Source organism: Mesorhizobium sp. RSR565B, assembly GCF_054719465.1.
This window is the reverse complement of record NZ_JBTTIE010000001.1, coordinates 3,511,167-3,534,314: the sequence shown is the minus strand read 5'-3', so window position 1 is coordinate 3,534,314 and position 23,148 is coordinate 3,511,167. Positions and strand designations below refer to the sequence as shown.

26 protein-coding genes are annotated in these 23,148 nt (G+C 61.8%); 14 read left to right on the top strand and 12 right to left on the bottom strand.

Annotation, left to right across the window (positions count from 1 at the left end; all coding sequences use genetic code 11):
• Positions 1-2 precede the first annotated feature (2 nt).
• Together ACYG9R_RS17220 and ACYG9R_RS17215 are read right to left on the bottom strand one after the other, a co-directional pair.
• Positions 3-656: a helix-turn-helix domain-containing protein gene (locus ACYG9R_RS17220; RefSeq protein WP_027049833.1), complete on the bottom strand. Its 654-nt coding sequence runs from the start codon at positions 654-656 to the stop codon at positions 3-5.
• A complete protein-coding gene (locus tag ACYG9R_RS17215) occupies positions 653-1,009 on the bottom strand; it encodes a hypothetical protein (RefSeq protein WP_245260023.1) in 357 nt (118 codons plus the stop codon). The genes ACYG9R_RS17220 and ACYG9R_RS17215 overlap by 4 nt, the downstream gene beginning before the upstream one ends.
• Positions 1,010-1,179: 170 nt before the next feature.
• Here ACYG9R_RS17215 and ACYG9R_RS17210 point away from each other — a divergent pair, with 170 nt between their 5' ends.
• Positions 1,180-1,494, top strand: coding sequence for a hypothetical protein (locus tag ACYG9R_RS17210; protein ID WP_155923196.1), 315 nt, complete (start codon positions 1,180-1,182; stop codon positions 1,492-1,494).
• 39 nt (positions 1,495-1,533) lie between these two features.
• On the opposite strand, the gene ACYG9R_RS17205 is transcribed toward ACYG9R_RS17210, so the two are convergent.
• Positions 1,534-1,833: a putative quinol monooxygenase gene (locus tag ACYG9R_RS17205; RefSeq protein WP_023683279.1), complete on the bottom strand. Its 300-nt coding sequence runs from the start codon at positions 1,831-1,833 to the stop codon at positions 1,534-1,536.
• A gap of 123 nt (positions 1,834-1,956) precedes the next feature.
• On the opposite strand from ACYG9R_RS17205, the gene flhA reads away from it, so the two are divergent.
• From flhA to ACYG9R_RS17190, 3 genes are read left to right on the top strand one after another with little or no spacing between them, the layout of a single operon-like run.
• A complete protein-coding gene (gene flhA, locus ACYG9R_RS17200) occupies positions 1,957-4,044 on the top strand; it encodes a flagellar biosynthesis protein FlhA (RefSeq protein ID WP_023671908.1) in 2,088 nt (695 codons plus the stop codon).
• Positions 4,041-4,793 (top strand): flagellar biosynthetic protein FliR, encoded by a 753-nt coding sequence (gene fliR / locus ACYG9R_RS17195; protein WP_023714022.1) that lies wholly within the window; start codon positions 4,041-4,043, stop codon positions 4,791-4,793. Before flhA ends, fliR begins: the two co-directional genes overlap by 4 nt.
• A gap of 1 nt (position 4,794) precedes the next feature.
• On the top strand, positions 4,795-5,178 hold the full coding sequence (locus ACYG9R_RS17190) for a hypothetical protein (RefSeq protein ID WP_023671910.1): 384 nt from the start codon (positions 4,795-4,797) through the stop codon (positions 5,176-5,178).
• A 141-nt stretch (positions 5,179-5,319) separates the two neighbouring features.
• Here ACYG9R_RS17190 and ACYG9R_RS17185 read toward each other — a convergent pair whose 3' ends face one another.
• The gene (locus tag ACYG9R_RS17185; protein WP_023671911.1) at positions 5,320-6,084 is read right to left on the bottom strand and encodes a Stf0 family sulfotransferase; all 765 of its coding nucleotides are present in this window, start codon (positions 6,082-6,084) and stop codon (positions 5,320-5,322) included.
• Between the two features lie 230 nt (positions 6,085-6,314).
• On the opposite strand from ACYG9R_RS17185, the gene ACYG9R_RS17180 reads away from it, so the two are divergent.
• Positions 6,315-7,274 carry a glycosyltransferase family 2 protein gene (locus ACYG9R_RS17180; protein WP_023823311.1) on the top strand — a complete coding sequence of 320 codons (960 nt, stop codon included), beginning with the start codon at positions 6,315-6,317 and terminating at the stop codon, positions 7,272-7,274.
• Here ACYG9R_RS17180 and ACYG9R_RS17175 read toward each other — a convergent pair.
• The 3 genes from ACYG9R_RS17175 to ACYG9R_RS17165 form a co-directional block, all read right to left on the bottom strand.
• Positions 7,204-7,881 (bottom strand): polysaccharide deacetylase family protein, encoded by a 678-nt coding sequence (locus ACYG9R_RS17175; protein ID WP_023823310.1) that lies wholly within the window; start codon positions 7,879-7,881, stop codon positions 7,204-7,206. The two genes, ACYG9R_RS17180 and ACYG9R_RS17175, sit on opposite strands and share 71 nt — an antisense overlap.
• An 82-nt stretch (positions 7,882-7,963) precedes the next feature.
• A complete protein-coding gene (locus ACYG9R_RS17170) occupies positions 7,964-9,067 on the bottom strand; it encodes a glycosyltransferase family 4 protein (RefSeq protein ID WP_023823309.1) in 1,104 nt (367 codons plus the stop codon).
• A 203-nt stretch (positions 9,068-9,270) separates the two neighbouring features.
• Complete coding sequence (locus ACYG9R_RS17165; RefSeq protein ID WP_023823308.1) at positions 9,271-10,611, bottom strand: glycosyltransferase; 1,341 nt, start codon at positions 10,609-10,611, stop codon at positions 9,271-9,273.
• A 236-nt stretch (positions 10,612-10,847) separates the two neighbouring features.
• Here ACYG9R_RS17165 and ACYG9R_RS17160 point away from each other — a divergent pair, with 236 nt between their 5' ends.
• Positions 10,848-11,930, top strand: coding sequence for a glycosyltransferase (locus tag ACYG9R_RS17160; RefSeq protein WP_023671916.1), 1,083 nt, complete (start codon positions 10,848-10,850; stop codon positions 11,928-11,930).
• Here the strand turns inward: ACYG9R_RS17160 and ACYG9R_RS17155 are convergent.
• On the bottom strand, positions 11,872-13,122 hold the full coding sequence (locus ACYG9R_RS17155; protein WP_081726809.1) for a glycosyltransferase family 4 protein: 1,251 nt from the start codon (positions 13,120-13,122) through the stop codon (positions 11,872-11,874). The genes ACYG9R_RS17160 and ACYG9R_RS17155 overlap by 59 nt on opposite strands.
• A 282-nt stretch (positions 13,123-13,404) precedes the next feature.
• On the opposite strand from ACYG9R_RS17155, the gene ACYG9R_RS17150 reads away from it, so the two are divergent.
• The 4 genes from ACYG9R_RS17150 to ACYG9R_RS17135 all read left to right on the top strand — a co-directional run bounded on the left by ACYG9R_RS17150 (position 13,405) and on the right by ACYG9R_RS17135 (position 15,463).
• Positions 13,405-13,977: a rod-binding protein gene (locus ACYG9R_RS17150; protein WP_023671918.1), complete on the top strand. Its 573-nt coding sequence runs from the start codon at positions 13,405-13,407 to the stop codon at positions 13,975-13,977.
• Between the two features lie 13 nt (positions 13,978-13,990).
• On the top strand, positions 13,991-14,407 hold the full coding sequence (locus tag ACYG9R_RS17145) for a hypothetical protein (protein WP_023671919.1): 417 nt from the start codon (positions 13,991-13,993) through the stop codon (positions 14,405-14,407).
• A 28-nt stretch (positions 14,408-14,435) separates the two neighbouring features.
• A complete protein-coding gene (locus tag ACYG9R_RS17140) occupies positions 14,436-14,984 on the top strand; it encodes a hypothetical protein (protein WP_023683275.1) in 549 nt (182 codons plus the stop codon).
• A gap of 194 nt (positions 14,985-15,178) precedes the next feature.
• Entirely contained in the window at positions 15,179-15,463 is a 285-nt protein-coding gene (locus ACYG9R_RS17135) for an SCP2 sterol-binding domain-containing protein (protein WP_023683274.1), read from the top strand.
• A 69-nt stretch (positions 15,464-15,532) separates the two neighbouring features.
• Here the strand turns inward: ACYG9R_RS17135 and ACYG9R_RS17130 are convergent, their stop codons facing one another.
• The gene (locus ACYG9R_RS17130; RefSeq protein WP_023823306.1) at positions 15,533-16,075 is read right to left on the bottom strand and encodes a GNAT family N-acetyltransferase; all 543 of its coding nucleotides are present in this window, start codon (positions 16,073-16,075) and stop codon (positions 15,533-15,535) included.
• A 143-nt stretch (positions 16,076-16,218) separates the two neighbouring features.
• Positions 16,219-17,352: an ornithine/lysine decarboxylase gene (odc2, locus tag ACYG9R_RS17125; protein WP_023671923.1), complete on the bottom strand. Its 1,134-nt coding sequence runs from the start codon at positions 17,350-17,352 to the stop codon at positions 16,219-16,221.
• Positions 17,353-17,891: 539 nt separating this feature from the next.
• On the opposite strand from odc2, the gene ACYG9R_RS17120 reads away from it, so the two are divergent.
• The 4 genes from ACYG9R_RS17120 (at position 17,892) to ACYG9R_RS17105 (ending at position 21,932) form a co-directional block, all read left to right on the top strand.
• Positions 17,892-19,094, top strand: a complete 1,203-nt coding sequence (locus ACYG9R_RS17120; protein WP_023823305.1) for an amidase — start codon at positions 17,892-17,894, stop codon at positions 19,092-19,094.
• On the top strand, positions 19,094-19,993 hold the full coding sequence (locus ACYG9R_RS17115) for a LysR family transcriptional regulator (protein ID WP_023823304.1): 900 nt from the start codon (positions 19,094-19,096) through the stop codon (positions 19,991-19,993). Before ACYG9R_RS17120 ends, ACYG9R_RS17115 begins: the two co-directional genes overlap by 1 nt.
• A gap of 89 nt (positions 19,994-20,082) precedes the next feature.
• The gene (locus tag ACYG9R_RS17110) at positions 20,083-20,751 is read left to right on the top strand and encodes a DUF1007 family protein (protein ID WP_023671926.1); all 669 of its coding nucleotides are present in this window, start codon (positions 20,083-20,085) and stop codon (positions 20,749-20,751) included.
• Positions 20,752-20,759: 8 nt separating this feature from the next.
• Complete coding sequence (locus tag ACYG9R_RS17105) at positions 20,760-21,932, top strand: nickel/cobalt transporter (protein WP_460221876.1); 1,173 nt, start codon at positions 20,760-20,762, stop codon at positions 21,930-21,932.
• Between the two features lie 10 nt (positions 21,933-21,942).
• On the opposite strand, the gene denD is transcribed toward ACYG9R_RS17105, so the two are convergent.
• Positions 21,943-22,926 carry a D-erythronate dehydrogenase gene (gene denD, locus ACYG9R_RS17100; protein ID WP_023823302.1) on the bottom strand — a complete coding sequence of 328 codons (984 nt, stop codon included), beginning with the start codon at positions 22,924-22,926 and terminating at the stop codon, positions 21,943-21,945.
• 11 nt (positions 22,927-22,937) lie between these two features.
• Positions 22,938-23,144 carry a hypothetical protein gene (locus ACYG9R_RS17095; protein WP_023686390.1) on the bottom strand — a complete coding sequence of 69 codons (207 nt, stop codon included), beginning with the start codon at positions 23,142-23,144 and terminating at the stop codon, positions 22,938-22,940.
• Positions 23,145-23,148: the final 4 nt, after the last annotated feature.

The window sequence follows — 23,148 nt, the reverse complement described above, 5'->3', positions numbered from 1 at the left end:
ACCTACCTGGCTGCGAGCGGTTTCCAGGCCCTGTATTGATCGAGTTCGGCGCGCACCGAAGTCGGTGGCGCAATGATCCACATCACCTCGGCTCGGCCACTGCCGATGTTCTCTGAGCGATGTGCTGTCGATGTCGCGTATTCGATGCTGTCGCCCTCTTCCAGCACATGCCTGACATCGCCGAGCGAAACCTCGACGATGCCGCGCAGCACGACGAGCATCTCGTGCGCGTCGCCATGGGTGTAGAGCGCTGGGCCGGTCGAGCCGCCGATTTCGAACTCGCCGACATAGACTTCCATGTCGCTTAAAGGGGGACGCGAGAGCAGCATCTTGCGGCAGCCGTCGCTGGGCGGCAGGCTCGGCCGCTCGCTGCGCAGCAAGACCCCGCGCTGCCCGGCGGCACTATCCTCGAACAGCATCGCCACGCTCACCCCAAGCGCCGAGGCCATCTGGTTGAGCGAGGCGGTGCTGGCGCCGGTCAGGCCGCGCTCGAGCTGGCTGATGAAGCTGGCGCTGGTCCCGGTCAGCTCGGCGAGTTCGCGCAGCGAAAGCCGCCGGCCGAGACGCAGGCTCTTCAGCCGCTGGCCCAACATCTGATGGGCATGCGTCGCCGTCGAGGCGACGCCATTCTTGACCGGAGCCTGGTCGGTGCTCATCCCGTCTTTTTCTCCCACTGAACAATTTGTACAGTGACACTGTACACGTGGCAAGCGCCGGGACATTTTAAAATGCCGGCTGAGGCCTGTTCTTCGCCCGACAGGTCGCGCCGCGCCTTGTCGAGTCCTCGGCGTAGCGTCGCATCAGATGGCCCTCGGTCAAAAGCCGACAACGGCCCGGTTGTCGAAATTCTCGACCACCGCCAGTTCCTCGGCGACGGCGCGCTGGAGGTTCCGGCGGCGGACTGGACGTTCATGCTCGGCACCAGCACCGCATCCGTGAACTTGGCCAGCGCCAGCACCGGCGTGTCACCATCGGACGGATCGCTGTGCAGTTCGGCGACGATCAGCACGCCGACATAATGCCGGCTGCTTGCGGCGCCATTCTGGCGCTGAGGCGCAGTCAGGCTTGCCGCCCCGCTTCAATTCCCCGCGAGCGTGTCGAGGTATATGAGCGATCGCTTACGCAATCGACGCAGCTGTGTTATTTTTGGCCGTCTCTATTTCCCTCAAGGAGGAGAAGATGAGTGCGCGGGGATTTTTTTCATTGGCTGTCGGCATGATTTTTTTGAGCTCGTCTGCGGTGAGCAATTCAAGCATGGATATGCCGGTTAGGTCTGTTGTGTCACACCCGATGTCTCTTTTTTTGGCGGGAGGCAGTCCGGAAAGCCAAAGCCGGCCGGCAAAGGAATTTATCCAGACTGCACAACAAGATGTTTGCTGTCCTGGCGGCTACCCTTGGTATCGCAATTCGACGAACACCTGCTACGGCAGCTATGAAGACTGCCACGATACCGATGGCGGCGGATGGTCCTGCAGACAGGTCAACGCCTGCTAGACTTTCTTGGGCCCACGCCTTCTTGACTGTGCCCGGTCCTCAGATCGGCTTCGGCTCGCCGGCCTCATAGAGCATGAGGTTGCGCTCGCCTATGCCGAGCGATGCCCAACTCGCCCGCCAATCGGCGATGTGAGGCGAGCGGAAATGCGCGTCGAGCGCGGCCCTGTCGCTCCACACCTCGGTTACATGGATGAGCCCGACGTCGAGCACGTCCTGCGCGTAGGAGTATTCGATGCAGCCGGGCTCCGCACGGCTGCCCAGTATCATGCGCCGCATGGCCGGCCTTGCCTCGTCGAGCCGTTGCGCAGGCAGGCGAATGGTGCCGATGATCACCAGCATGATCTCTCTCCTCAAGGCCTCTGTCGTCCTGGCAAGTAACCAGTCCTCCCACCCTCGCGCAAGCTTGACCGGTTAGGCTCGAAGGGCTGTCGCGTGCTCGGCAGGCTTGTGATTGGGGACGATATGGCGGTCAGCGAAAGCTTAGCGACAGGAACAGTGGCCAAGAACGGCCGCGATGTCTTCTTCGCCATCGGCATCGTCATCATCCTGGCCGTGCTGTTCCTCCCGATCCCGGCCTTCCTCATCGACATCGGCCTCGCCTTCTCGATCGCATTGTCGGTGCTGATCCTGATGGTGGCGCTGTGGATCCAGCGGCCGCTCGATTTCTCGTCCTTCCCGACCGTGCTGCTGATCGCCACCATGCTACGGCTATCGCTCAACATCGCCACCACGCGCATGATCCTGTCGCACGGCAATGAGGGCACGCACGCCGCCGGCTATGTCATCGCCGGCTTCTCCAAACTTGTGATGGCCAGCGATTTCGTCATCGGCCTGATCGTCTTCATGATCCTGATTGTGGTCAACTTCATCGTCATCACCAAAGGCGCCACCCGTATTGCCGAAGTCGGCGCCCGCTTCACCCTCGACGCCATCCCCGGCAAGCAGATGTCGATCGACGCCGACCTGTCCGCCGGCATGATCGACGACAAGACAGCGCAACTGCGCCGCCGCGAGCTGGAAGAGGAATCCTCCTTCTTCGGCTCGATGGACGGTGCCTCGAAATTCGTGCGCGGCGATGCCATTGCCGGCCTCATCATCACCGCAATCAACATCGTCGGCGGCATCGCCATCGGCTACATCAGGCACGGCATGGGCATGGGCGAAGCCGCCGATGTCTTCATCAAACTGTCGGTCGGCGACGGCCTCGTCACCCAGATCCCGGCGCTGATCGTTTCGCTCGCCGCCGGCCTGCTTGTGTCCAAGGGCGGCACGCGCGGCTCGACCAACCAGGCGGTGTTCGGCCAGCTCGGCGCGCATCCGCGCGCGCTCTATGTCGCGGCCTCGCTGCTCGTCCTGCTCGGCCTGATGCCCGGCCTGCCGTTCTTCCCGTTCTTCACGCTGGCTGCAGGCATGGCCGGCCTTGGCTACGTCATCCCGATGCGCGCCAACCGCGAGGCTGCCGCCGCCGAAGCGATCAAGGATCTGGAGAAGGCGAACAAAGTCGAGGAAGAGAAGAACTCGGTCAAGGCTTCGCTGACCACCGCCGAGATCGAGCTTCTGATCGGCAAGCAGCTGTCGACGCGGCTGCTGGTGTCGCATCAGGAACTGGTGTTCCGCATGGCCAAGATGCGCAAGAAATTTGCCACGCAATACGGCTTCGTTGTGCCGGAAGTGCGCGTCGCCGACGATTTCGGCATTCCGCCGAAAAGTTATCAGATCAAGGTCCACGGCACCGTCGTCGCCGAATACCAGATGCGCGTCGGCGAGATCATGGTGCTGCTCGGCAACCGGGATTTGCCCGACGTTCCCGGCGAGGAAATCCGCGAGCCGGCCTTCGGCATGCGCGCCTTCTCGGTGCTGGAAACCTTCGCCGAGGATCTGAAGCGCGAGAACTATACCTTTGCCGACAACATGTCGGTGCTGCTCACGCATTTGTCCGAGGTGATCCGCAACAACCTGCCGCAGCTTCTGTCCTACAAGGACATGAAGGCGCTGCTCGAGCGCCAGGATCCGGAATACCGCAAGCTCGCCGACGAGATCTGCACCTCGCACATCTCCTATCCCGGCCTGCAGGCGGTGCTGAAACTGCTGCTGGCCGAACGCGTATCGATCCGCAACCTGCATTTGATCATCGAGGCTATCGCCGAGATCGCACCGCATGTGCGCCGCACCGAGCAGATCGTCGAGCATGTCCGCATCCGCATGGCCCAGCAGATCTGCGGCGATCTCTCCGAGGGCGGCATGCTCAAGGTGCTGCGGCTCGGCAACCGCTGGGATCTCGCCTTCCACCAGAGCCTCAAGCGCGACGCCAAGGGCGAGGTGCGCGAATTCGACATCGACCCGCGCCAGTTGGAGGAATTCGGCCAGGACGCGACCAAGGCGATCCGCAAGCATCTCGAGGCCGGCGAGCGTTTTGTCCTCGTCACCGCGCCCGATGCTCGCCCCTATGTGCGCATGATCATCGAGCGCCTGTTCACGACGCTTCCCGTTCTCTCCCATGTCGAAATCGCCAAGGGCGTCGAGATCAAGGTGCTCGGGACGATCTCGTGAACATACTGTCGCAAGGCGTCGTCATCGCCGCCTTCCTCGCCTTCTGTCGCATCGGCGCCTGCTTCATGCTGATGCCGGGCCTGTCCAGCGCCCGCGTGCCGGTCCAGGTCCGGCTGTTCGCGTCGATCGCCGCCACCGGTGGCCTGCTCGCCTTCCTGTGGGACAAGATCTTTCCCTTCGTCGATGCGCGTCCGCAGGTGCTGGCACCGATGATCATCTCCGAACTTTTGGTCGGCGGGCTGATCGGCGCGATGACGAGGCTCTACATGGAGGCGCTGCGCTTCATGGGTTCGGCCATCGCCATGCTGATCGGCTATGGCGGCACCGGCGGCCCCGCCATCGAGGAGCCAGAGCCGCAGGCGGCCCTGGCCGCCATCATCTCGTTTTCAGCGTTGCTGCTGCTCTTCGTCTTCGATTTCGACCACGAGATCATCCGCGCTCTGGTCGCCTCCTACACGGTGGCGCCGGTCAACGTCTTCTTCAACCCGCAGGCCGCACTGGTCGATCTCACCGACACGGTGTCGGACGCCTTCTTCCTGGTCATCCGGCTCGGCAGCCCGTTCATCGCCTATGCCATCCTGGTCAATTTGACCATCGGCTTCGTCAACAAGCTGACGCCGCAGATTCCGGTCTACTTCATCTCGCTGCCTTTCGTCATCGCCGGCGGCATGATCATCTTCTACTTCGCCATCGGCACCATGCTGTCGCTGTTCGTCGACGGCTTTGTCGATCTGACGCTGGCGAGGTGAGATGAGCACGCGCAAGGAACGGCTGAAGAAACTGGTCAAGGTGCAGGAGCAGCTGAAGGCCCTGCACGAGACGCGCCATGCGGCCTTCCTGGCGGCAGCCGCAACCGCCGAAACCGAGGCCAAGGAACTTGTCCAGCATTTCGACGCCGACCAGTCGATGGCGGTGCTGTTCCCTGACCTCTACCATCGCCGCATCGCCAATGCGCTGGTCCGGCAGGAAGCGAGCCTGGAAAGCGCCAGGCAGGAGGTCACGCTCATCGCCACTGCGACGGCGCGCACCAACATGGTCGAACGTGCCTACAAGGACGTGCGAAGCCGCGACGAACGCGAACGCTCCGACCGCGACCGGCTCGATCTGATCGCGCAGAGGCGAGGCGGCGAGTAGCTGCGGTTCCAGTAAATGCAAGCATTTCCGGCGGCCTGTCGACAGGCTGGCTTGCGCGCATTGGACGTTCCGCGGTTTACCGCGATCTTAAACGCGTCAGCTTCGAGCGAGATGACCTCTGCATCTGCGCAGCCCGATATCCTACGAATAGGCTTTGGTTAGTGGCCGCTTTTTGAAGAACCGCCGAAGATTGGACAACGTCCTTACAGCTGGTCTCTCCTCAAGCAGCAGATCAATAATCCCGTTGGCTGCGGCATCCGATCGAAAACGCTCTGCCCATTCTTCTGTCAGGCCATCGCGCTGGATCTGAATCGAAGAAGCCGGTCTCTCGGCGGGAGCTCCAACACCCATATGCTCAGCGACCGCTTCCAAAAAAGGTGTCGGATCCTCAAACATCTCCTCATAGACGACATGCTTGTGGGGCAGCCCAAGCATGTCGAGATATTTCGACCAGAACGAGTACCCATCTTCAAGAGAAATGCAGGCTCGGGAGATCTCCGCGAAATCGTAGGCGGCTTTCGCTCCCGTTCCCCTTGCTCTGTTGGTCCATTGCCTGGAAACACTGGCGCGATAGTACGAAATGGCCTGTCGGAGCCGGTCTCGCCGTTCGAGGAAAATCAACCCGATTTCGTGCTTCTTCAGCGTTTCAAACAGAAAGTCTTTCTCAAACGTTTCTCGCGTTTCACGCAGATGGCCAGGGAACAGCTTGATGGCGAAACGCCCGTTTTCTGACAATCCGGCCTTGAGGACGGCGCTTTCCAGCTCGTCATAAGAGCGGGCCACGAATTTGAGATGGTCTGGATCCAGCCATTCCCCGAAACACCCCATGGAACCTGTGGCATTCGCAAGGCTTCCAAGCCATTCGGAGCCGCTTCTCGGTACGGTTAAAAGCGCAACGCCCTTCAAAGAGTATCTCCTCCAACAGCAATGGGTTTATAACGGCGTTCCTCGCAGAACAAATCTCAATTTGCCGCTAGGCAAAGCCGAACGCCCGAAAAACAGTCGCCGGCCGGCGAGCAAGCGAACCGGCGCGCTCCTGTTCACCGGAAAGTTGCCGCAAGAAGGCGCCCGCGCCAAACTGCGGCTTGACCCGAACCTGCAAATCGCAACTGCTGATGTCGGGTGGGGGCATACGGATGAAAGACATTTCAGTGATCATCCCTGCACACAATGCAGGGCGTTCGATCGCTTCGACGATCCGGTCGCTGGCTTCGGAAGCCGACCTCATCGAGGAAATCCTGATCGTCGACGACGGATCGACGGACGGCACCGCTGAAATCGCCGAACAGACCGGCCGGCAAAGCGGGCTTCCGGTGTTGGTCAAACGGGTGGACCGATTTCAGGCGGGCGCCGCCCGCAATGTCGGCATAAAGACAGCCGTCTCGCCATGGCTCTACTTCATCGACGCCGACGACATCCATATGAAGGATGGGCTGCGCAACTTGCTGCGCAAGGGGACCGAGCACGGGAGCACCGGAATAGTGGTCGGCTCCTATATCAGGCGCACAGATGGCGTTGACCGGCTCATCGACGCGCCAGCCGGATATGGTCCATCAAAGCTCGAAAACGCAGGCAATTATCTCATCGACAAATGTGAGACGATCAATGTCGGCGCTGCCCTGATCAGAAGCCTGGCGATCGGCACAGTCCGCTTTCCCGAAGGCGTCGCCTACGAGGAGGACACACTGTTCTGGGCAAGGCTGTTGACCCAGGCCGGCGTCGACAAGGTGCCCAACCCGGTGCTGACCTACCAAATATCGACTGCACGGGCCGACAATCGGCTTTTGGTCCAGCCCGCTACGCAGTTTTTCATTTGGCGCAAGGCATTGCGCGAGCTTGGCACTGTTCGGATCGACGAGGATACATTGCGCAGGCGGGAAGCTCTTCTGGCCATCAAGATTGCCCGCGTCCATTACCTCCACGGCAGTTTCCGCACAGCCGAACGATTTCTCATGATCGCCAGGCCTTTGCCGAAGACCGCAAGGACGCAATGGCGGTTCTGGCGGTATCGGCTCAAGCTATGGCTCAATCGGTCGACGAGAACGCCTGAAGGGCCAGGTCGGTCGCACGAAGCGTCGCCGGATCTTCGAATGTAATCGGGCCGGCTTTCTTCAGGAGCGTGATGAACAGGTCGAAATTCTCGGCGGTTGTGGGCAGGCTATCGTGGGTGAGGATAACGCAATCCCGCTTCGCTCGAACTTCGCGAAGCGCGCTCCTGATCCACCCCTTCGGCTGGCGGTGAGGATCCCAATCGTTTGGATCCACATCCCACAGAAGGGTGCGATGCCCGAGTTCATCCGCAATCTCTGAAACGACCCTGCTCAAAGCCCCGAAGGGCGGACGAAAAATCTTCCCTCCCGGCGTGAATGCGGAAATCAGGCTACCGGTGCTCTCGATCTCCTGGCGAACTTCCGCTGGTTTAAGCTCGGTCAGACGGCGATGCGAAAACGTATGGTTTCCGATCCGGTGTCCCGCATCGAAGACGCGCTGGACGATGGCCGGATGAGCGGCCACCTTTTCTCCAATCACGAAGAACGTAGCCTTGATCCGATGAAGGTCGAGCACCTTCAAAATCTGCTCGGTATGACCGGGCTCCGGACCATCGTCGAGCGTAAGCCAGACGCGCTTCGGCAATTTCTCGGCGTCACGCTTCCGGGCGTCAAACGGTGATGAGAAGCGTGGGATTTTCATCTTGCCGGCCATGCACCCCGAAATAGTCAGGTTTCTGCTCCAATGCCCAGCCCCCCTGAAAGCAACAGCCTCGGCTCGGCGCATGTGGCCGTGTCTACCAAAGCTCTCCGACAAACAGGCGCGCCGCTTCCTCGTGCCCATCGGATAAGGAGGGATCGCCGCCGAAAGCTTTGGCATGTGACGACCATGCTGCTTGCTGGCCCGGTGCTCGTGCCATGGCGATGGCTTCGACGAGCGCCCGAAAAGAGTACGCGCCGGCGATGACGACGCCGGCATCGGCCTTTTCGACCAAGGGAGCAAACCCGCACGTATCGGTGGTGATCACCGGAAGTCCATTGGCAAGGGCTTCGACGATGACCGTTCCCGTGGTTTCGATTCGGGCAGGATGAATGAGGAGATCCGCCGCCGCCATAACAGCCGGTATGTCGTCTCGGACTCCAATGATCTTTGTTCGGCCCCGGGCGTGTATTGTCACCTTCTGGATCAGGCGGCTGCCCATGCCGCTGACAGGCACGACGCCCACCACCACCCAGACCGAGTCGGGAAATGCCTCCAGCGCGGCCGCCACCCTGTCGAAGCCCTTTACCCAAGCCGAGGAGCCGATCGACAGCCATACCTTGCTGTTTGCCGCAATGCCCAATTCAGCCCGGATGCGTTCACGCGTTCCGTCAGTGCGTAGATGCGGCATTCGCCTCGCCGGATCGAGATTGGGCGAAATGCGTCGAAACCGACTCTCCGGCGTTTTCCAGACGCTCTGATACTCATTTTGCTGGCGCTCGGTCAGCATGATGAGGCTGGTGCGCGAACTTGGCGAAAAGCAAAGCTGCTCCAGCCGCATCTGGGTTCGGTGGCGTGGTGAAAAAGGGCGCCACGCGCCTGTCTTGATCTTCGCGTAAGAGCGATCGCCGGAATAATAGATGTCGAGCATCGGAAGCTTGTTGAAACCGATGATCCGGTCAAACCCCTGGCGATGCGCCTTCAGCGCGGCGCCAAGCGCGATATCCCTTCCGGGATTGGTGCGATTGTTGGCTTCTACAATCTGGATCGAACAGCCGGGGTCTGCGATCGACCCGCGTATTTCCGTGGTCAGGATCGTAACCTCATGCCCCGCCGCCACGATATTCCTGGCGATAGAGAGGCAATCCCGTTGCAGCCCGCCGAAAGTCGACAGGTTGCTGATCGCTATCCCGAAGCGCATTCACCAGCCCTCGGAACGGAAGTAATCCCGGCAAAACACTATATTTGGCCCCCACAGTCGAAACGCTTTGAAAACAAAGGAATGCGACAAAAACAAGAATGTAGCGTTCACGCTTTGGTGAAAAAACCTCGGAGTTTTCGAGGCTTGTGAGGGGCTCCGGTATGCAATGGTGGATCGCGACCAACTGCGTGAAACACGTTGGCTTATAGGTACGCTATCGGCGTGTTCACTGTTGCATCGGCGTCCAGTCCGGATTTCGATGTCTGCGCAGTGTCCGGATCGACCATCGACCTTGCCAACGCTGCCAGATTGGAACGCACCTGTTCCGCGCCGTAAAGTTGGCGTGCCCGTTCCTCCGCTGCAGCGCCGATGCTGGCCGACCTTTCATCGCTGCTCATCAACTCGACCATCGCTTCGGCAAAGGCCCCTTCCTCATTGGCAAGGACCACTTCCTTGCCATCGATGAAACCGAGCCCTTCCGCTCCGATGGAAGTTGAAACGACCGGTCGGCCGTACAGCGCAGCCTCAATGATCTTGATCCGTGTGCCGCCGCCACGCTTGACCGGACAGACAACAACCCTTGCCCTCGCATAGGCAGATGAAAGATCCGTAACGAATCCTAGCGTCTCTACCCCTGCGCCGGCGTCATCTATTCCAAGTTCGCGGCCGCCATCACCGGCGATGAGGAGCCGCGCTCGCGGCAGCCGTGCCCGGACCAGCGGAAAAACCTTTCCAACAAGCCAGAGGATAGCCTCGGCATTCGGTGGATATCGGGTGTAGCCGACAAAAAGAGCCGTTGGCTCGGAAGGCATCGGGGAACGGCCGGTCATCACGGCAGCATTGGGTGCGACTTCGATGCGGGCGCCCGGCGAAAGCTCTTCGACGATTTTGCGATCATGCTCGGAACACACGAGGCCCACCGTCGCAAACCCCGCGACGAGTCTTTCTGTTCGGCGTGCGACCGCGGACACCAGGCTCAGTTTAAGGCGTTTCGCGGGAGAGCGCTCCATCTGGCGAGACCTGCCAAGGGCGACATGTTCGAGGTCATCGAAGTCGACCAGCACCGGAGGCAAATCCATCACCGTGCGGATCAGAGCCGCTGTCGACGCCAATCGATGCGCCAGGATGAGGTCAGGCTTCAACTCGCTGATCGCCTGCTCAAGCCGGGAAACTTCCGCCATACGGCTGGACCGCATCGTGACCCGGCCCTCCGTGAAACTGACTGCGCCGCGCGTCGCGGCGATCACGTCGCGGATGCCAAGATCGCGCGGCCAGCGCCGGAAGCGAGACGGCAGAGCGGGCGGTGAAATCAGTATTATCCGCCCGGCAACAGACCATGACCGCCGAAAATCCTCGACGGATTGACGTTGCCGGTCTTCGTTTTCGGACCAGTGCAACGGCCACATGAAAACGAAATCGACGGAACCGATACTACTCAGCGCGTCGGCGTGACGCCGGAGCCTCTGGAAGACGCCATGGACCATCTGTTCCGGCTGGTGGGGAAAATACTCCGACACGATCAGGGTTTTGATTGATTGCGTCACTTCGAATTTGCCCGGTTGCGGAACTGAGGTTGACGGGCTCTTTGCCGAGTAAAGGCGACGCTTGTCCCTGCCGTCCAGCCACCCTGTAAAGCGCCACCATGAAAGGCGATTGTCTCGTAAAGATGGCGCTGGGAGCGGTCCCCCGTTCCGCCGCCGTTGCAACGTGGTTTCGCAGCAGGCGGAAGAAGCGCTGCGGTCCGTAGGCAGGCGCTGCGGCTTGCAAAGCGGCGCGAGGAGTGACAAGCCTGCCGGTGAACCTGCTGTCCAGGGCCTGCAAGGCGCAACAGCGCGTCGTGGCACCGGCTTTCAACGCAAGAGCCCTTATGTCAGAGCGAGCCTGCACGGTCATCATTCCAACCTACAATCGCCTGCCTTATCTGCTGAAGGCGGTCGCCTCGGTTACGGCTCAGACGTTCGGGGACTGGGAGCTGCTCATTGTCGACGACGGAAGCACGGACGACACCTTGGCCGCTATCACTGCGCTCTCTCTGGCCGAGCCACGTCTGCGCATTCTGCGAAACCCCGGCACGAGCGGACCGGCCGGCGCGCGCAACGCCGCGATTCGCGAGGCGCGCGGACTGTATATCGCATTTCTGGACAGCGATGATCGGTGGGACGACGACAAGCTGGCGCAATTCATTGCGGCGGCCAACACCCGGCCCGACGCGATCCTGATTGGCAGCGACTATCGCATGGTCGACGAGCTTGCCGACACGTCCATGACCGCCTGCGACATGATCTTCGGTACCATGATGCCGTGGTGGGAAACCTATGATCGGACCGCATCTCTTCTGCCATGCCGGGAACTCAAGGCGGACCGTTCCCTGCTGGCCCGCTCTGATGTCGTGCTGACCACGACCATCGCCGGATACCTTTGGATTCACACCTCCTCGACGATGGTTCGGCGCGACGCGATACTGGCGGCGGGAGGGTTCGATGAAAGCCTCGCCCGCACCGAGGACATCGACCTTTGGCTGCGGCTCAACACGCGCGGACCCTTCGTCTATATCGACCGGCAATTGGCGACCTATGACGTCACTGGGCGCGATACGGCAGAAGGCGAACGCTACCAGACGCATTCAGAATCACGACATCACGACGAATACACGGAGTGGAAGCACCATCTCGCGCTCATGCTGCGCATTCGAAAACAATACCGGCTTTCTCCAGCGCTTAACGCTCTGATGGAAGACCGGCTCGACTATTTTGACAAAAATTGTGCCAGGGCCGCCTGGCGGACAGGCCGGAAAACCCTCTGGCTCAAGCACTGGATTTCGAGCCTGCGGCGGGCGATCGGGCTTGTGCGTTCCGATAGGTGAGAACGCGCGGAAATGGCTGCGGCAGGCCTGAGCCATCGAGCGGGATGTCAAGTGCCCTAAGGACCGCGGGCAAGCGTGCGCTGCGTGAGAAGCTGGTCGCCACGGTCTGCGCGGCAGCCTGACCAAGACGGCTCACCGTCGCTGCTTCGGCGTCCAGAAATTCCTTCAGCTTTTCGCCCAACAAGCTCGCCGTCGATATGTCGGACACAAAGCCGTTACTGCCGTCCTTGATCAGCTCCAGCGCGCTCGCCATGGGATGGGCGACACAGGGTAGGCCTGTGGCCATCGCCTCCAGCAGGCTGAGGGAAAAACCCTCGACTGAGCTGGCCAGTACGAAGAGGTCAAGCGCATGGTAGATCGCACGCGGATCGTTTTGCCAGCCGAGCAATTTGATCCGGTCAGCAGCTCCGGACGAGCGCACTTTGTTTTCCACTTCGGAGCGAAACCAGCCATCCCCGGCGATGATCAGAGCGACGTTGGCGGCGGACCGACTCGCGCGAAGAGCCGAGAAAGCATCAATCAGGACATCGATATTTTTTTCCGGCCCGAACCGGCCGACATAGCCGATCGTTCGCACATCGTCTGACAGTCCAAGCCGTTCGCGCGCTTGGCGCCTTTCATTGACAGTCGGTGGTGCGAAGATGGGGTCTACCCAATTAGCACAGACGCGGACCTTGTCGGGAGCCATGCCAAACTCTTTCGTCGCGATCTCTGACAATTCGCTCGACACGCCGATGGTGCGTTGGACGCAGGCATTCATGACCGCGCCATATCTGCGCTTTGAAAACATGGATCGCCACGCGGCCTCGCGCGGCCTGTGTTCGATGGTGTAAATTCGCCGGCCCGCGGCCTTGGCCATGAGCAACTCGACGACAGGCGTTTCCGCGAAAGCACCACGGCAGAAAATGATATCGTGGCCGGGATGCCTGACCAGCACAGACCACCAAAGGATGTATCTTGAGATCGGGAACCGTCTCGGTTTGACGATGAGCCTTTGATAAGAAAGGCCCTCGACAAGCTCTACATCGATTGTCTCAGGGGAAAGGAGCTCGGAAAAATAGTCGGTGTTGACGGAAATGATCTTGACGGGAAACCCAAGCGAAGCGGCGGTGTGGGCCACGTCGGCGGTATGGATATGAAGACCGCCAGGATCCCCGCTCCCGCCGACAAACAAGAGGCGTCTTCTTTTCACTTTGGGATCTCACTGAATCCGCCACTCTGGCGGTGATAAACCGCACAACGGGTGCGGTAAAGGATTGGGCCGGGATTACAAGTGGGATAGCCGCCTCGTCGAACAGGCTTCGGTAAGCAGGCCTTCACCGTCCGGGGTCATTGAAGACCACCCGTGTGGACGGCCGCTATTGGCGCGTAGCAGACGAGCTGACAGCATTCCGCCTCCCCTCTCCCTCGCAAGCCTGCCACAAGCTTGTTGCGGCATGGTCGCTCAGGAAACCCGGCAAAGAGGCGGACTTTCTTGGCGATTTCTCCACCCAGTGACATCGTTCTCGATGTTGCCCGAGCCGTCGACCCGGCGGATATCGAGGCTGCCCGTGCCGCGCTGGCCAAGCGGGCCAACGGCGTTGGCGGTAATTTTTCTGTCGACATGGCTGCTTCGGTCGATGCCGGCTCGATCCTGTCGCGCGCTACCGCCGACAAGGCCGCCGCAAATGCCGATCCCGCCAGCAAGTTCAAGAAGTTCGAGGCGATGGTCTTGCAGACCTTCATCCAAAACATGCTGCCCAAGGACACCGAGGGCGTCTACGGCAAGGGGCTGGCCGGCGACATGTGGAAATCGCAGCTTGCCGAGCGTGTCGCCGACGTCATGGCCGAGCGCGGCGGGATCGGCATCGCCAAATCGCTGCTCGCCGACCACTACAAGGACGGCAAGCGCACCGTGCCGATCGGCCCGGTGTCAACCGGGCCGCACAAGACCGAGATCGACCAGCAGACCCGGCTGTCCACCTCGCTGGTCGAGGAATTGCAGCGCAAGGCCGCACGGTCGATGACCGGCGACGAGACGACCATCAAAACCGAAATCAAGATCTAGACCAGGATTTTCAATGGCCGATTTTTCAAAATACTCTTCCAACCTGCCGGCGCGTACGTCCGAAGCGCCGATCCCGTTTGCACGGCCGGGCAACCTTGCCGCCATCATCGGCCGCATCGAGGAAGCGGTCGAGGAAGAGACGGCCGGTTTGAAGAACGACACCAGCTATGATCTCAAGGCCTCCAACGCCCGCAAGAGCCGCTACCTCTATGAGCTGACCCGCGCCATGAAGGGCGCCAACGAGATCGAATTCCTGGAACAGCATCGCGACAGTCTGGCGCGGCTGCGCCAGAAGCTCGCGAAAAACGAGGCTGCAATCCTCGCCCACCTCAACGCGGTCAACGAAGTCGCCACGCTGTTGAAGAACGCCATTCAGCGCGCCGAAGCCGACGGCACCTATTCGGCCGGCGAATTCGGTTGGGCGAGCTGATGATCTCGGCAACAGGCGGGAACAACCGGTGATCAAATTCATCGCTGCCGCGATCTGGATCTGCGCCGCCACGCTTGGCGCGGTGTTCTATTCGTTCCAGGCGGCCGGTGAGCGCGGCGTCGGCGAGACGCCGAAACCGATGCTGGGTGGCCTCGACTACGTCAAGACCGACATCATCTCGGTGCCGCTGATCCGCGATTCCAAGATCGACGGCTATTTCCTCACCAAGCTCGTCTACACGGTCGAGCCGGCCGAGATAAAGAAGATGTCGATCCCGGCCGAAGCGCTGATGACCGATCAGGTCTATTCCTATCTCTACTCCAATCCTCAGATCGACTTCACCAAGAAGGAAACCATCGATCTCGATGCCTTCCGCAAGGCCATACGCGACACCGTCAACGCCCGCGTCGGCGCCGACCTGGTGCATGAAGTGCTGATCGACCAGGTCAACTTCCTGACCAAGGACGAAATCCGCGACAACGCCATGCGCCGCCGCAAGGATCCGGCCACGCCGACCGAACCGGCCCCGGCGGAATCGGCCCAGGCCGAGGCGGCGAAGCCCGCTGCTGAACACTAACCTTCGTCGCAGGGCGAATGTTCTCTGCCGCATTCCTTCCGACTGAAACGAGATGACGCATCGCGCGTTGACGTTTACGTCAACTCGAAGCTATATGCGCCAAGCGACCAGATCGCGGTACGCGCGAGACAGTGACTTCGGCGGAGGCCGGTCACTGAAGCGCGGCAAAACGCAACGAGACCAGGAGAACAGTCATGAGCGTTCAGGATATTGCCGAGAAGATGAGGTCGCGCGTGGCGAGCGCCGGGTTCGAACATTCCGTGAAGTTCGATACCGGCAGCAACGGCGTCATCGTCATCGACGGCGCGACCGTCTCGACCACCGACGCGCCGACCGACTGCACCATAAAGCTGTCGCTCGACGATCTGGATTCGCTGATCGCCGGCGACCTCAACCCGACCATGGCGTTCATGTCCGGCAAGATAAAGGTCGAAGGCGATATGTCGGTCGCCATGGCGCTCAGCCAACTGATCGGCTGAGCCCTTCGCAACAACAAAACGCCGCCCTCGCTGAAATGCAAAGGACCGGCGGCGTTTGTTTTTGGACAATCAGGCGGCCAGCGACAGCCTCTGTGCCTTGAGCTTGCGACCTGCAGCCTTCAGCGTGCCATGCGCGCCGTCGAGCGCACCCTCTATCAGCTCCAACGCCAGCAGGCGGTGCCGCTCGTACGGACCAGGCATGGCGAGCGCGCCGGTCTTTTCCGCCGAGAAGCCGAAGCGGCCATAGTAAGGCGCATCGCCGACCAGCAGCACCGCGGCATGGCCGAGACGCGCGGCCTCGGCCAAAGCATGGCGCATCAGCGCCGAGCCGATGCCGGCGTTCTTCAGCGCCGGATCGACGGCGAGCGGTCCGAGCAGAAGTGCTCCCGGGCCACCCTCGCCAAGACGCACGTCCCACAGCCGCACAGTGCCGATCACCGCGCCCGCCGCATCACGCGCCACGAAGGCGAGGCCTTCGGAAGGCCGGCGGCCACGCCGCAGCTTCTCCGACGATTTCTTGCGCCGCATCGGCCCCATGGCGCGATCGAGCAACGCTTCACGCGATGCAATGTCTGCCGCAGTTTCGGCGACGATGGGAATGGCGCCGGCCATCTCCCCCTCGGGGGGGAGAATCCAATGCCGTCAATGTAATTTACAATGTCCATTTCCGCGATCCTTCACGAGCGGAGCTTGTTCCACAGGCGAACCCGGGCGGACGCAAACGTCCGCCTGGGGTGATCTGAAGGCCGAAGCCGTCAGATCACGTAGGATCGGAGAGGCTCGAAGCCGTTGAAGGCGACCGCCGAGTAGGTGGTCGTGTAGGCGCCGGTGCCTTCGATCAGCACATCGTCGCCGATGGTCAGCGACAGAGGCAGCGGATACGGCGTCTTCTCGTACATCACGTCGGCCGAATCGCAGGTCGGGCCGGCGAGCACGCAAGGTGCGGTCTCCGAACCGTCATGGCGGGTGACGATCGGATAGCGGATCGCCTCGTCCATCGTCTCGGCCAGACCGCCGAACTTGCCGATGTCGAGGAACACCCAGCGCACATTGTCGTTTTCGGCCTTCTTCGAGATCAGCACGACTTCCGACTTGATGACGCCGGCATTGCCGACCATGCCGCGACCCGGCTCGATGATGGTCTCAGGGATCGCATTGCCGAAATGCTTGCGCAGCGCCGAGAAGATGGCCTGGCCGTAAGCCTGAGCCGCCGGCACATCACGCAGATAGCGCGTCGGGAAACCGCCGCCCATATTGACCATCTTGAGGACGATGCCTTCGTCGGCGAGCGTGGCGAACACCTTCTTGGCGTCGGCCAGCGCACGGTCCCACGCCGTCAGGTCGGTCTGCTGCGAGCCGACATGGAACGACACGCCATAGGCGTCGAGGCCGAGCGTCCTGGCATGGCGCAGCACGTCGACGGCCATCGCCGGCACGCAGCCGAACTTGCGCGACAGCGGCCACTCGGCGCCTTCGCCGTCGGTCAGCACGCGGCAGAACACGCGGGCGCCGGGAGCGACGCGGGCGATCTTGTCGACCTCCTCGACGCAATCGACGGCAAACAGCCGAATGCCGAGCTGGTAGGCGCGTGCAATGTCACGCTCCTTCTTGATGGTGTTGCCGAAGGAGATACGGTCCGCCGGCGCACCAGCGTCCATCGCCATCTCGACCTCGGCAACGGAAGCGGTGTCGAAAGACGAGCCCATCGCAGCAAGCAGGCGCAGGATCTCCGGCGCCGGGTTTGCTTTCACCGCATAGTAGATCCTGGAATCGGGCAGCGCCTTCTCGAAGGCACGGAAATTGTCGCGCACGACATCGAGGTCGACGACGAGGCAGGGGCCGGACGGACGTCGGGTGGCGAGGAAGTCGAGGATGCGCTGGGTGGCCATCGGGGTCTCTCCATCAACGCCTTGCGGCGCGCAATAAGCTGCGGGACGCGGGCTTTCGGCCTCGCGAACACGCGGTCAAACAAAGGCGGGACGGAAATTCATGGAACCAGCCGGTGGAGACCCCGGAACCATGAAACGCCGTCTCGCGGCGGTGAACCTTGGCCTTGCCCGGCCTCGGTTCGCTTTGTCTGCCTTGGCTTGGATGGGAGACCCGTCCGCACTGCCGGCAATGAAGGTGTGCCTCTTCAGTAACCCCGGTCTTTGGACGACCGGCAGAACACCAGAAAGGCCCGCACCGTCGTTGCTTCAAGGTGTCCTCGGGCTGGCGGTTGGCCGCTAGACCGACTGGAGGGGTTAGCTCCAGTTACCTTACCGATTTCCCTCACCATTCGAGGATCGGCGGACACCCACAGGCACGTGCGACTTTGGGCAAGCGCGATATAAGATCGAAAGATTTCACAATCAATAAAAATCGTATCCCAGGTTGTAAAATTTCCGGCATCGAACAATGCTGGCCTACTGTATACGGATATCGAACGATGCCAGGCACACACGGCCCGCTCAACGCCTTTCTCGACCTGCGCCGCATGCCGGTCGCCAATGCGGAACTGGGGCCGCTGGCGGGGCTCAAACTGGCCGTCAAGGACATTTACGACGTCGCCGGCTATCGCACCGGTTGCGGCAATCCGGTGAAGTTCGCCGAGTCCCACGCCGCGTCGAGCACCGCACCGGCCGTACAGGTGATTCTCGATGCCGGCGCGCGCTTCATCGGCAAGACGCAGACCGACGAGTTCGCCTTCTCGCTGATGGGCCAGAACGCGCATTTTCCGTTTCCGGTGAACCCGGCCGCTCCCGATCGCGTCTCCGGCGGTTCCTCGTCAGGCTCGGCGGCGGCGGTGGCCGGCAAGCTTGCCGATATCGCCACCGGCTCGGACACCGGCGGCTCGATCCGCGCCCCGGCGAGCTTTTGCGGATTGATCGGGCTGCGCACCACGCATGGCCGCATTTCGCTCGAAGGCACGATGAAGCTGGCGCCGAGCTTCGACACATTCGGCTGGTTCGCCGACGACATCGAGACCTATGAGACGATCGGCAAATTGCTGCTCGGCCGCGACCCGCATCCATATCCGCTCACCCGACCGCTTTCGATCCGCTGGCTGGACGCTTTCGTGGCCGGCCCCGCTGAGGCAGCCGAATATGCCAGGATGAGAGCGCTGGCCGCCAGTCTTATCGGTGAGCCGGCGCCGGTAGAGTACAGCTTCGCCTCCTTCCCCGACGAGCTCTACTGGTGCTTTCGCCGCCTCCAGGCCGCCGAGGCCTGGCAGCAACATGGCGCCTGGATCATTTCGGGCGAGCGCAATCTCGGGCCGGGCGTCGAGGAGCGCTTTGGTTTCGGCCGGACAATCGACGAAAAGACCGCGCGGGCCGAGGCGGTGCGCCGCCTGACCTTCCGCTCCGAGCTGGCTGCCTTGCTCGGCCAAGACGGGTTTCTTGTCCTGCCCACCGTTCCAGGCCCCGCACCTCTGGTCAAAAGCGAGCCGCAGCAGCTCCAGGCCTACCGCGAAAGGGCCTTGCATCTTTTGTGCCTTTCGGGTCTTTCAGGCTTTCCGCAAATCACCCTGCCGCTGGGCTCGGTTGACGGTGCCCCTTTCGGCCTCTCGCTGCTCGGCCCTCCCGGCAGCGACATTGCCCTGATACGGCTCGGCCGGCGAATTCTCGATGCGGCACGAAAGGCCCGATGATGGATACACTGACCCGCATGCGCGCCTTCATCGACGTCGTCGAGGCCGAAGGCTTTTCGGCGGCCGCGCGCAAGATCGGTCGCTCCAAGGCGCTGCTGTCGAAATATGTGCGCGAACTCGAGGACGAACTCGGCGCGCTGCTGCTCAACCGCACCACGCGGCAGTTCTCGTTGACCGAGGCCGGCCATACCTATTACAGCCGCGCTTCGGAAATCGTGCGCGAGGTCGACAGCCTGGCCGACGCCGTGCGCGAATCCTCCGGCGACGTGCGCGGCAGGATCAAGCTGTCGGCGGCGCGCACCTTCGCCGATGCGCCAATCGGACAGTCGCTCATCGACTTCGCCAAGCAGCATCCCGACATCGTGCTCGACATCCATCTCGACGACCGTTTTGTCGATCTGGTCGAGGAAGGTTTCGATCTTGCCGTGCGCATCTCGCGCCTGGAGAACTCATCGCTGATCGCCCGCCGCCTGGGGCCGTTTTCGATCAAGCTTTGCGCCTCGCCGGAGCTGATCACCAAGCACGGCAAGCCGACGCGCCCGCAGGATCTCGCCAACTTGCCCTGCATCGTCGACACCAATGGCCGCTCGCTCGCCAACTGGCGCTTCAGGGGCGATGGCGAGGAGTCTGTCAGTGTCAACGTATCGGGTCCGATCGAGGTCAACAGCCCGATGGCCGCGCGAGCCGCCGCCGTGTCGGGTCTGGGCTTCACCATCCTGCCGGATTTCATCGCCGCACCCGACCTCGCATCCGGGCTGCTGGTGTCCTTGCTCGACGACCGCATCCAGTCGGGCAGCGGCATTTTCGCCGTCTACCCGCACCGTCGCTATCTTCCGGCCAAGGTCCGTGTCTTCGTCGATTTCCTGGTGCAATGGTTCAAGAACCGCGAGAGCGCTTGAGCCGGTCCTGCCGTGCCGCGGTCCCAATTTCGCCCCGTTTCTGGTAACCTCTCGAAATCTCTCCGAGGCCGATGGAACAGCGACCGAGAATGCATCTGAAACGGCACGCAATCATGCTGGCTTCGGCCCTGGCGACGACTTTTGCCTCCGTCGGAGCGGCTGGCGCGCATCCTCATGTCTTCGCCGAGGCCCGCCTCGACGTGATCCTCTCGCCGGATCACCAAAGTGTGAAAGCGCTGCGTCACCTCTGGCGTTTCGATGATCTGTTTTCGAGTACGGTGATGATGGAGTTCGACAAGAACTCCGACCTGAAGCTTGACGACAAGGAGCTGAAGGATGTCGCCGACACAGTTCATGCCTCGCTGGCCGAATTCAACTATTTCCAGCTCGTCACCGTCGACGGCAAGGACGTGCCTATGACGCCGCCACCGCATCTGATGGCCAATTTCGACAACGACCAGTTGATCATCCTGTTCGAATCCGAACCCAAGGTGCCGATCAAGCTCGCCGGCAAGATCGATTTCGGCGTCTACGATCCAACCTTCTACACAGCGATCGACTTCACCGAGGATAGCAACATCACGGTGGAAGGCCTGCCCTCGAACTGCACCAAGAGCGTCATCCGGCCTGATCCAGACGAGGCGATCAAGGAAAACCAGAAGACCCTGACGGACGCGTTCTTCAACGACCCGACAGGCACCGACATGAGCAAGATCTTCGCCACCAAGCTCGAACTGAATTGCCCGCCAGAAGGATAGATCCGGTGATGAAACCGTCCCTGCGTTTGGCATTCGGCCTCGTGGCCGCTGCCCTGCTGATGACGCACTTTCTCGGGCAGGCCCATGCCCAGAGCTCACTCGGCATCGGTGTCAATGACGGCATGGCGCCCACCACCGGCCCGTTCGCCCACATCCTGATGTGGATCAATCTGCGCCAGCAGGAATTCTACCGCGCATTGGCCACGGCGATGAAAGCAATGCGCGAGGAGGGCAGCAAGATGTGGCTGCTGATCGGCCTGTCCTTCGCCTACGGCATTTTCCACGCCGCCGGCCCCGGCCACGGCAAGGCGGTGATCTCGTCCTACATGGTGGCCAATGAAGTGGCGCTCAGGCGCGGTATCCTGCTGTCCTTCGTCTCAGCGCTGCTGCAGGGCCTGACCGCGATCCTGGTGATGCTGCTTGCCTATTTCGTCCTGCGCGGCACCGCCATCTCGATGACCGACGCAGCCTGGTTCATGGAGATCATGAGCTATGTCTTCGTCACTTTGTTCGGCGCCTGGCTGCTGTGGCGCAAGCTCGGGCCTACGGTCCTGCGCTGGTTCGGCAAGGCGCCCGCCTACAGCCTGTCGGCAGCCCACGCCGGTCATTCCCATGGCGGCCATTCGCATGCCGCTCACAGCCACGCGGCGCATGCGCATTCGCATGCCTTGCATGTGCATCACGACCATTCGCATGATCATCACGATCACGCTGCGCACGACCACGACACACACGATCATTCCCATCACGACCACGCTCATCACAATCACGCCGCTCACGATCAACCGGCCGGCGAGGTCTGCGACACGTGCGGCCATTCGCATGCGCCTGATCCGGCGCTGCTGTCGGCCGATCGCTTCGACTGGCGCACGGCCTGGTCGGCTGTAGCCGCCGTCGGCATCCGCCCCTGCTCCGGCGCGCTGATTGTGCTCAGCTTCGCGCTGCTCAACGGCCTGTGGCTCGGCGGCCTGCTGTCGGTGCTGGCGATGTCTATCGGCACCGCCATCACAGTCTCGGCGTTGGCGACGATCGCGGTGACAGCCAAGAACTGGGCGGTCTATTTCGCCGGCGACGGCCGCATGGGCAACCGCATCCACACAGTCGTCGAAATCGGCGGCGCCGCCTTCGTCTTCCTGTTCGGACTGTTGCTGTTGTCGGCGAGCCTGTCCGGAACTGTGTGACCTCGGCGGGTCAGGCCTGACCCGCGATCATTCCGCCCAGCTCATCCTCGATATGGGCGCGGATGATTTCATCGAAACTGTTTTCGGCGCTGAAGCCGAGGTCTCTTGACCGTCGCGCCTCGAAGCGCGTCGGCCAACCCTTGACGATCGCCCAGATCGTTTCGTCGGGCTCCTCACGGATCAGGCTCGCCACCTCGGTGCCCGCAATGCGTTCCAGCGCCTCGATCTGCTCGCCGACGGTGACGGCAACGCCGGGCATTGTAAGGTTGCGGCGCGGCCCGACAGCGGCACCGTCGAGCCCGGCGGCATGGATCAGGAAACCGACCGCAGAGCGCGGGCTGGCATGGGTGTGCAGCACCGAGCGCGGCACCGGCAGGATCGCCTCGTGGCCGCTCAGCGGCTCGCGGATGATGCCGGAGAAGAAACCTGACGCCGCCTTGTTCGGCTTGCCGGGCCGCACGCAGATGGTCGGCAGCCTTATGCCGATGCCGTCGAAGAAGCCGCGCCTGGAATAGTCGGCCAGCAGCGCTTCGCTCATCTGCTTCTGCGTGCCGTAGGAGGTCAGCGGCGTCGGATGAAAGTCGTCCGGGATGACATCGGGGAACGGCGCGCCGAACACCGCGATCGACGAGGTGAAGACCAGACGCGGCGAAAAGCCCGCCAGCCGGACCGCATCGAACAGAGCCCGTGTGCCGTCGAGATTGACGCGGTAGCCGAGATCGAAATTCGCCTCCGCCTCGCCCGACACGATGCCGGCGAGATGGAAGATCACATCGGGGTGTGACGACACCAGGCTTTCAGCAGCCCCTGGGTCGGCAAGGTCGCCGGTATGGGCGGTGATGCTGACGCCCTCCATTGCCGGCGCCTGCGGCGGCACGATGTCGTGCAGGTCGAGCCCGGTGATCTTGCGGCCGTTGAGCGTGCCGTCCTTGGCCAGCCGGTCGACAAGTTTGCGGCCGACCATGCCGGCGGCGCCAGTAATCAGGATGCGCATTTCAAAGCCTCTTATTTGCCCTTGTTCTGGCTGCGACCCCGCAACCAGAACACCAGGAAGAATGCCAGCACGAAGGCGATGCCGACGATGCCGGCAAGTACGGTCGAGACATTGCCGACGGCCAGCATCACGGTCGGCAGATAGAACGCCGCGATGCCGAACAGCAGCATGATCCAGGCTGCGGCAATCAGCGCGTTTCGCGTGTCGCGATCCATCATGCCG

Excerpts from the sequence above, each read along its gene's own strand:
- ACYG9R_RS17220 (WP_027049833.1), bottom strand. The coding sequence starts at position 656 with ATGAGCACCGACCAGGCTCCGGTCAAGAATGGCGTCGCCTCGACGGCG.
- ACYG9R_RS17210 (WP_155923196.1), top strand. The coding sequence starts at position 1,180 with ATGAGTGCGCGGGGATTTTTTTCATTGGCTGTCGGCATGATTTTTTTG.
- ACYG9R_RS17205 (WP_023683279.1), bottom strand. The coding sequence starts at position 1,833 with ATGCTGGTGATCATCGGCACCATTCGCCTGCCTGCGCAACGGCTCGAC.
- flhA (WP_023671908.1), top strand. The coding sequence starts at position 1,957 with ATGGCGGTCAGCGAAAGCTTAGCGACAGGAACAGTGGCCAAGAACGGC.
- ACYG9R_RS17190 (WP_023671910.1), top strand. The coding sequence starts at position 4,795 with ATGAGCACGCGCAAGGAACGGCTGAAGAAACTGGTCAAGGTGCAGGAG.
- ACYG9R_RS17180 (WP_023823311.1), top strand. The coding sequence starts at position 6,315 with ATGAAAGACATTTCAGTGATCATCCCTGCACACAATGCAGGGCGTTCG.
- ACYG9R_RS17175 (WP_023823310.1), bottom strand. The coding sequence starts at position 7,881 with ATGGCCGGCAAGATGAAAATCCCACGCTTCTCATCACCGTTTGACGCC.
- ACYG9R_RS17170 (WP_023823309.1), bottom strand. The coding sequence starts at position 9,067 with ATGCGCTTCGGGATAGCGATCAGCAACCTGTCGACTTTCGGCGGGCTG.
- ACYG9R_RS17145 (WP_023671919.1), top strand. The coding sequence starts at position 13,991 with ATGGCCGATTTTTCAAAATACTCTTCCAACCTGCCGGCGCGTACGTCC.
- ACYG9R_RS17135 (WP_023683274.1), top strand. The coding sequence starts at position 15,179 with ATGAGCGTTCAGGATATTGCCGAGAAGATGAGGTCGCGCGTGGCGAGC.
- ACYG9R_RS17130 (WP_023823306.1), bottom strand. The coding sequence starts at position 16,075 with ATGGCCGGCGCCATTCCCATCGTCGCCGAAACTGCGGCAGACATTGCA.
- odc2 (WP_023671923.1), bottom strand. The coding sequence starts at position 17,352 with ATGGCCACCCAGCGCATCCTCGACTTCCTCGCCACCCGACGTCCGTCC.
- ACYG9R_RS17120 (WP_023823305.1), top strand. The coding sequence starts at position 17,892 with ATGCCAGGCACACACGGCCCGCTCAACGCCTTTCTCGACCTGCGCCGC.
- ACYG9R_RS17115 (WP_023823304.1), top strand. The coding sequence starts at position 19,094 with ATGGATACACTGACCCGCATGCGCGCCTTCATCGACGTCGTCGAGGCC.
- ACYG9R_RS17110 (WP_023671926.1), top strand. The coding sequence starts at position 20,083 with ATGCATCTGAAACGGCACGCAATCATGCTGGCTTCGGCCCTGGCGACG.
- ACYG9R_RS17105 (WP_460221876.1), top strand. The coding sequence starts at position 20,760 with ATGAAACCGTCCCTGCGTTTGGCATTCGGCCTCGTGGCCGCTGCCCTG.
- denD (WP_023823302.1), bottom strand. The coding sequence starts at position 22,926 with ATGCGCATCCTGATTACTGGCGCCGCCGGCATGGTCGGCCGCAAACTT.
- ACYG9R_RS17095 (WP_023686390.1), bottom strand. The coding sequence starts at position 23,144 with ATGATGGATCGCGACACGCGAAACGCGCTGATTGCCGCAGCCTGGATC.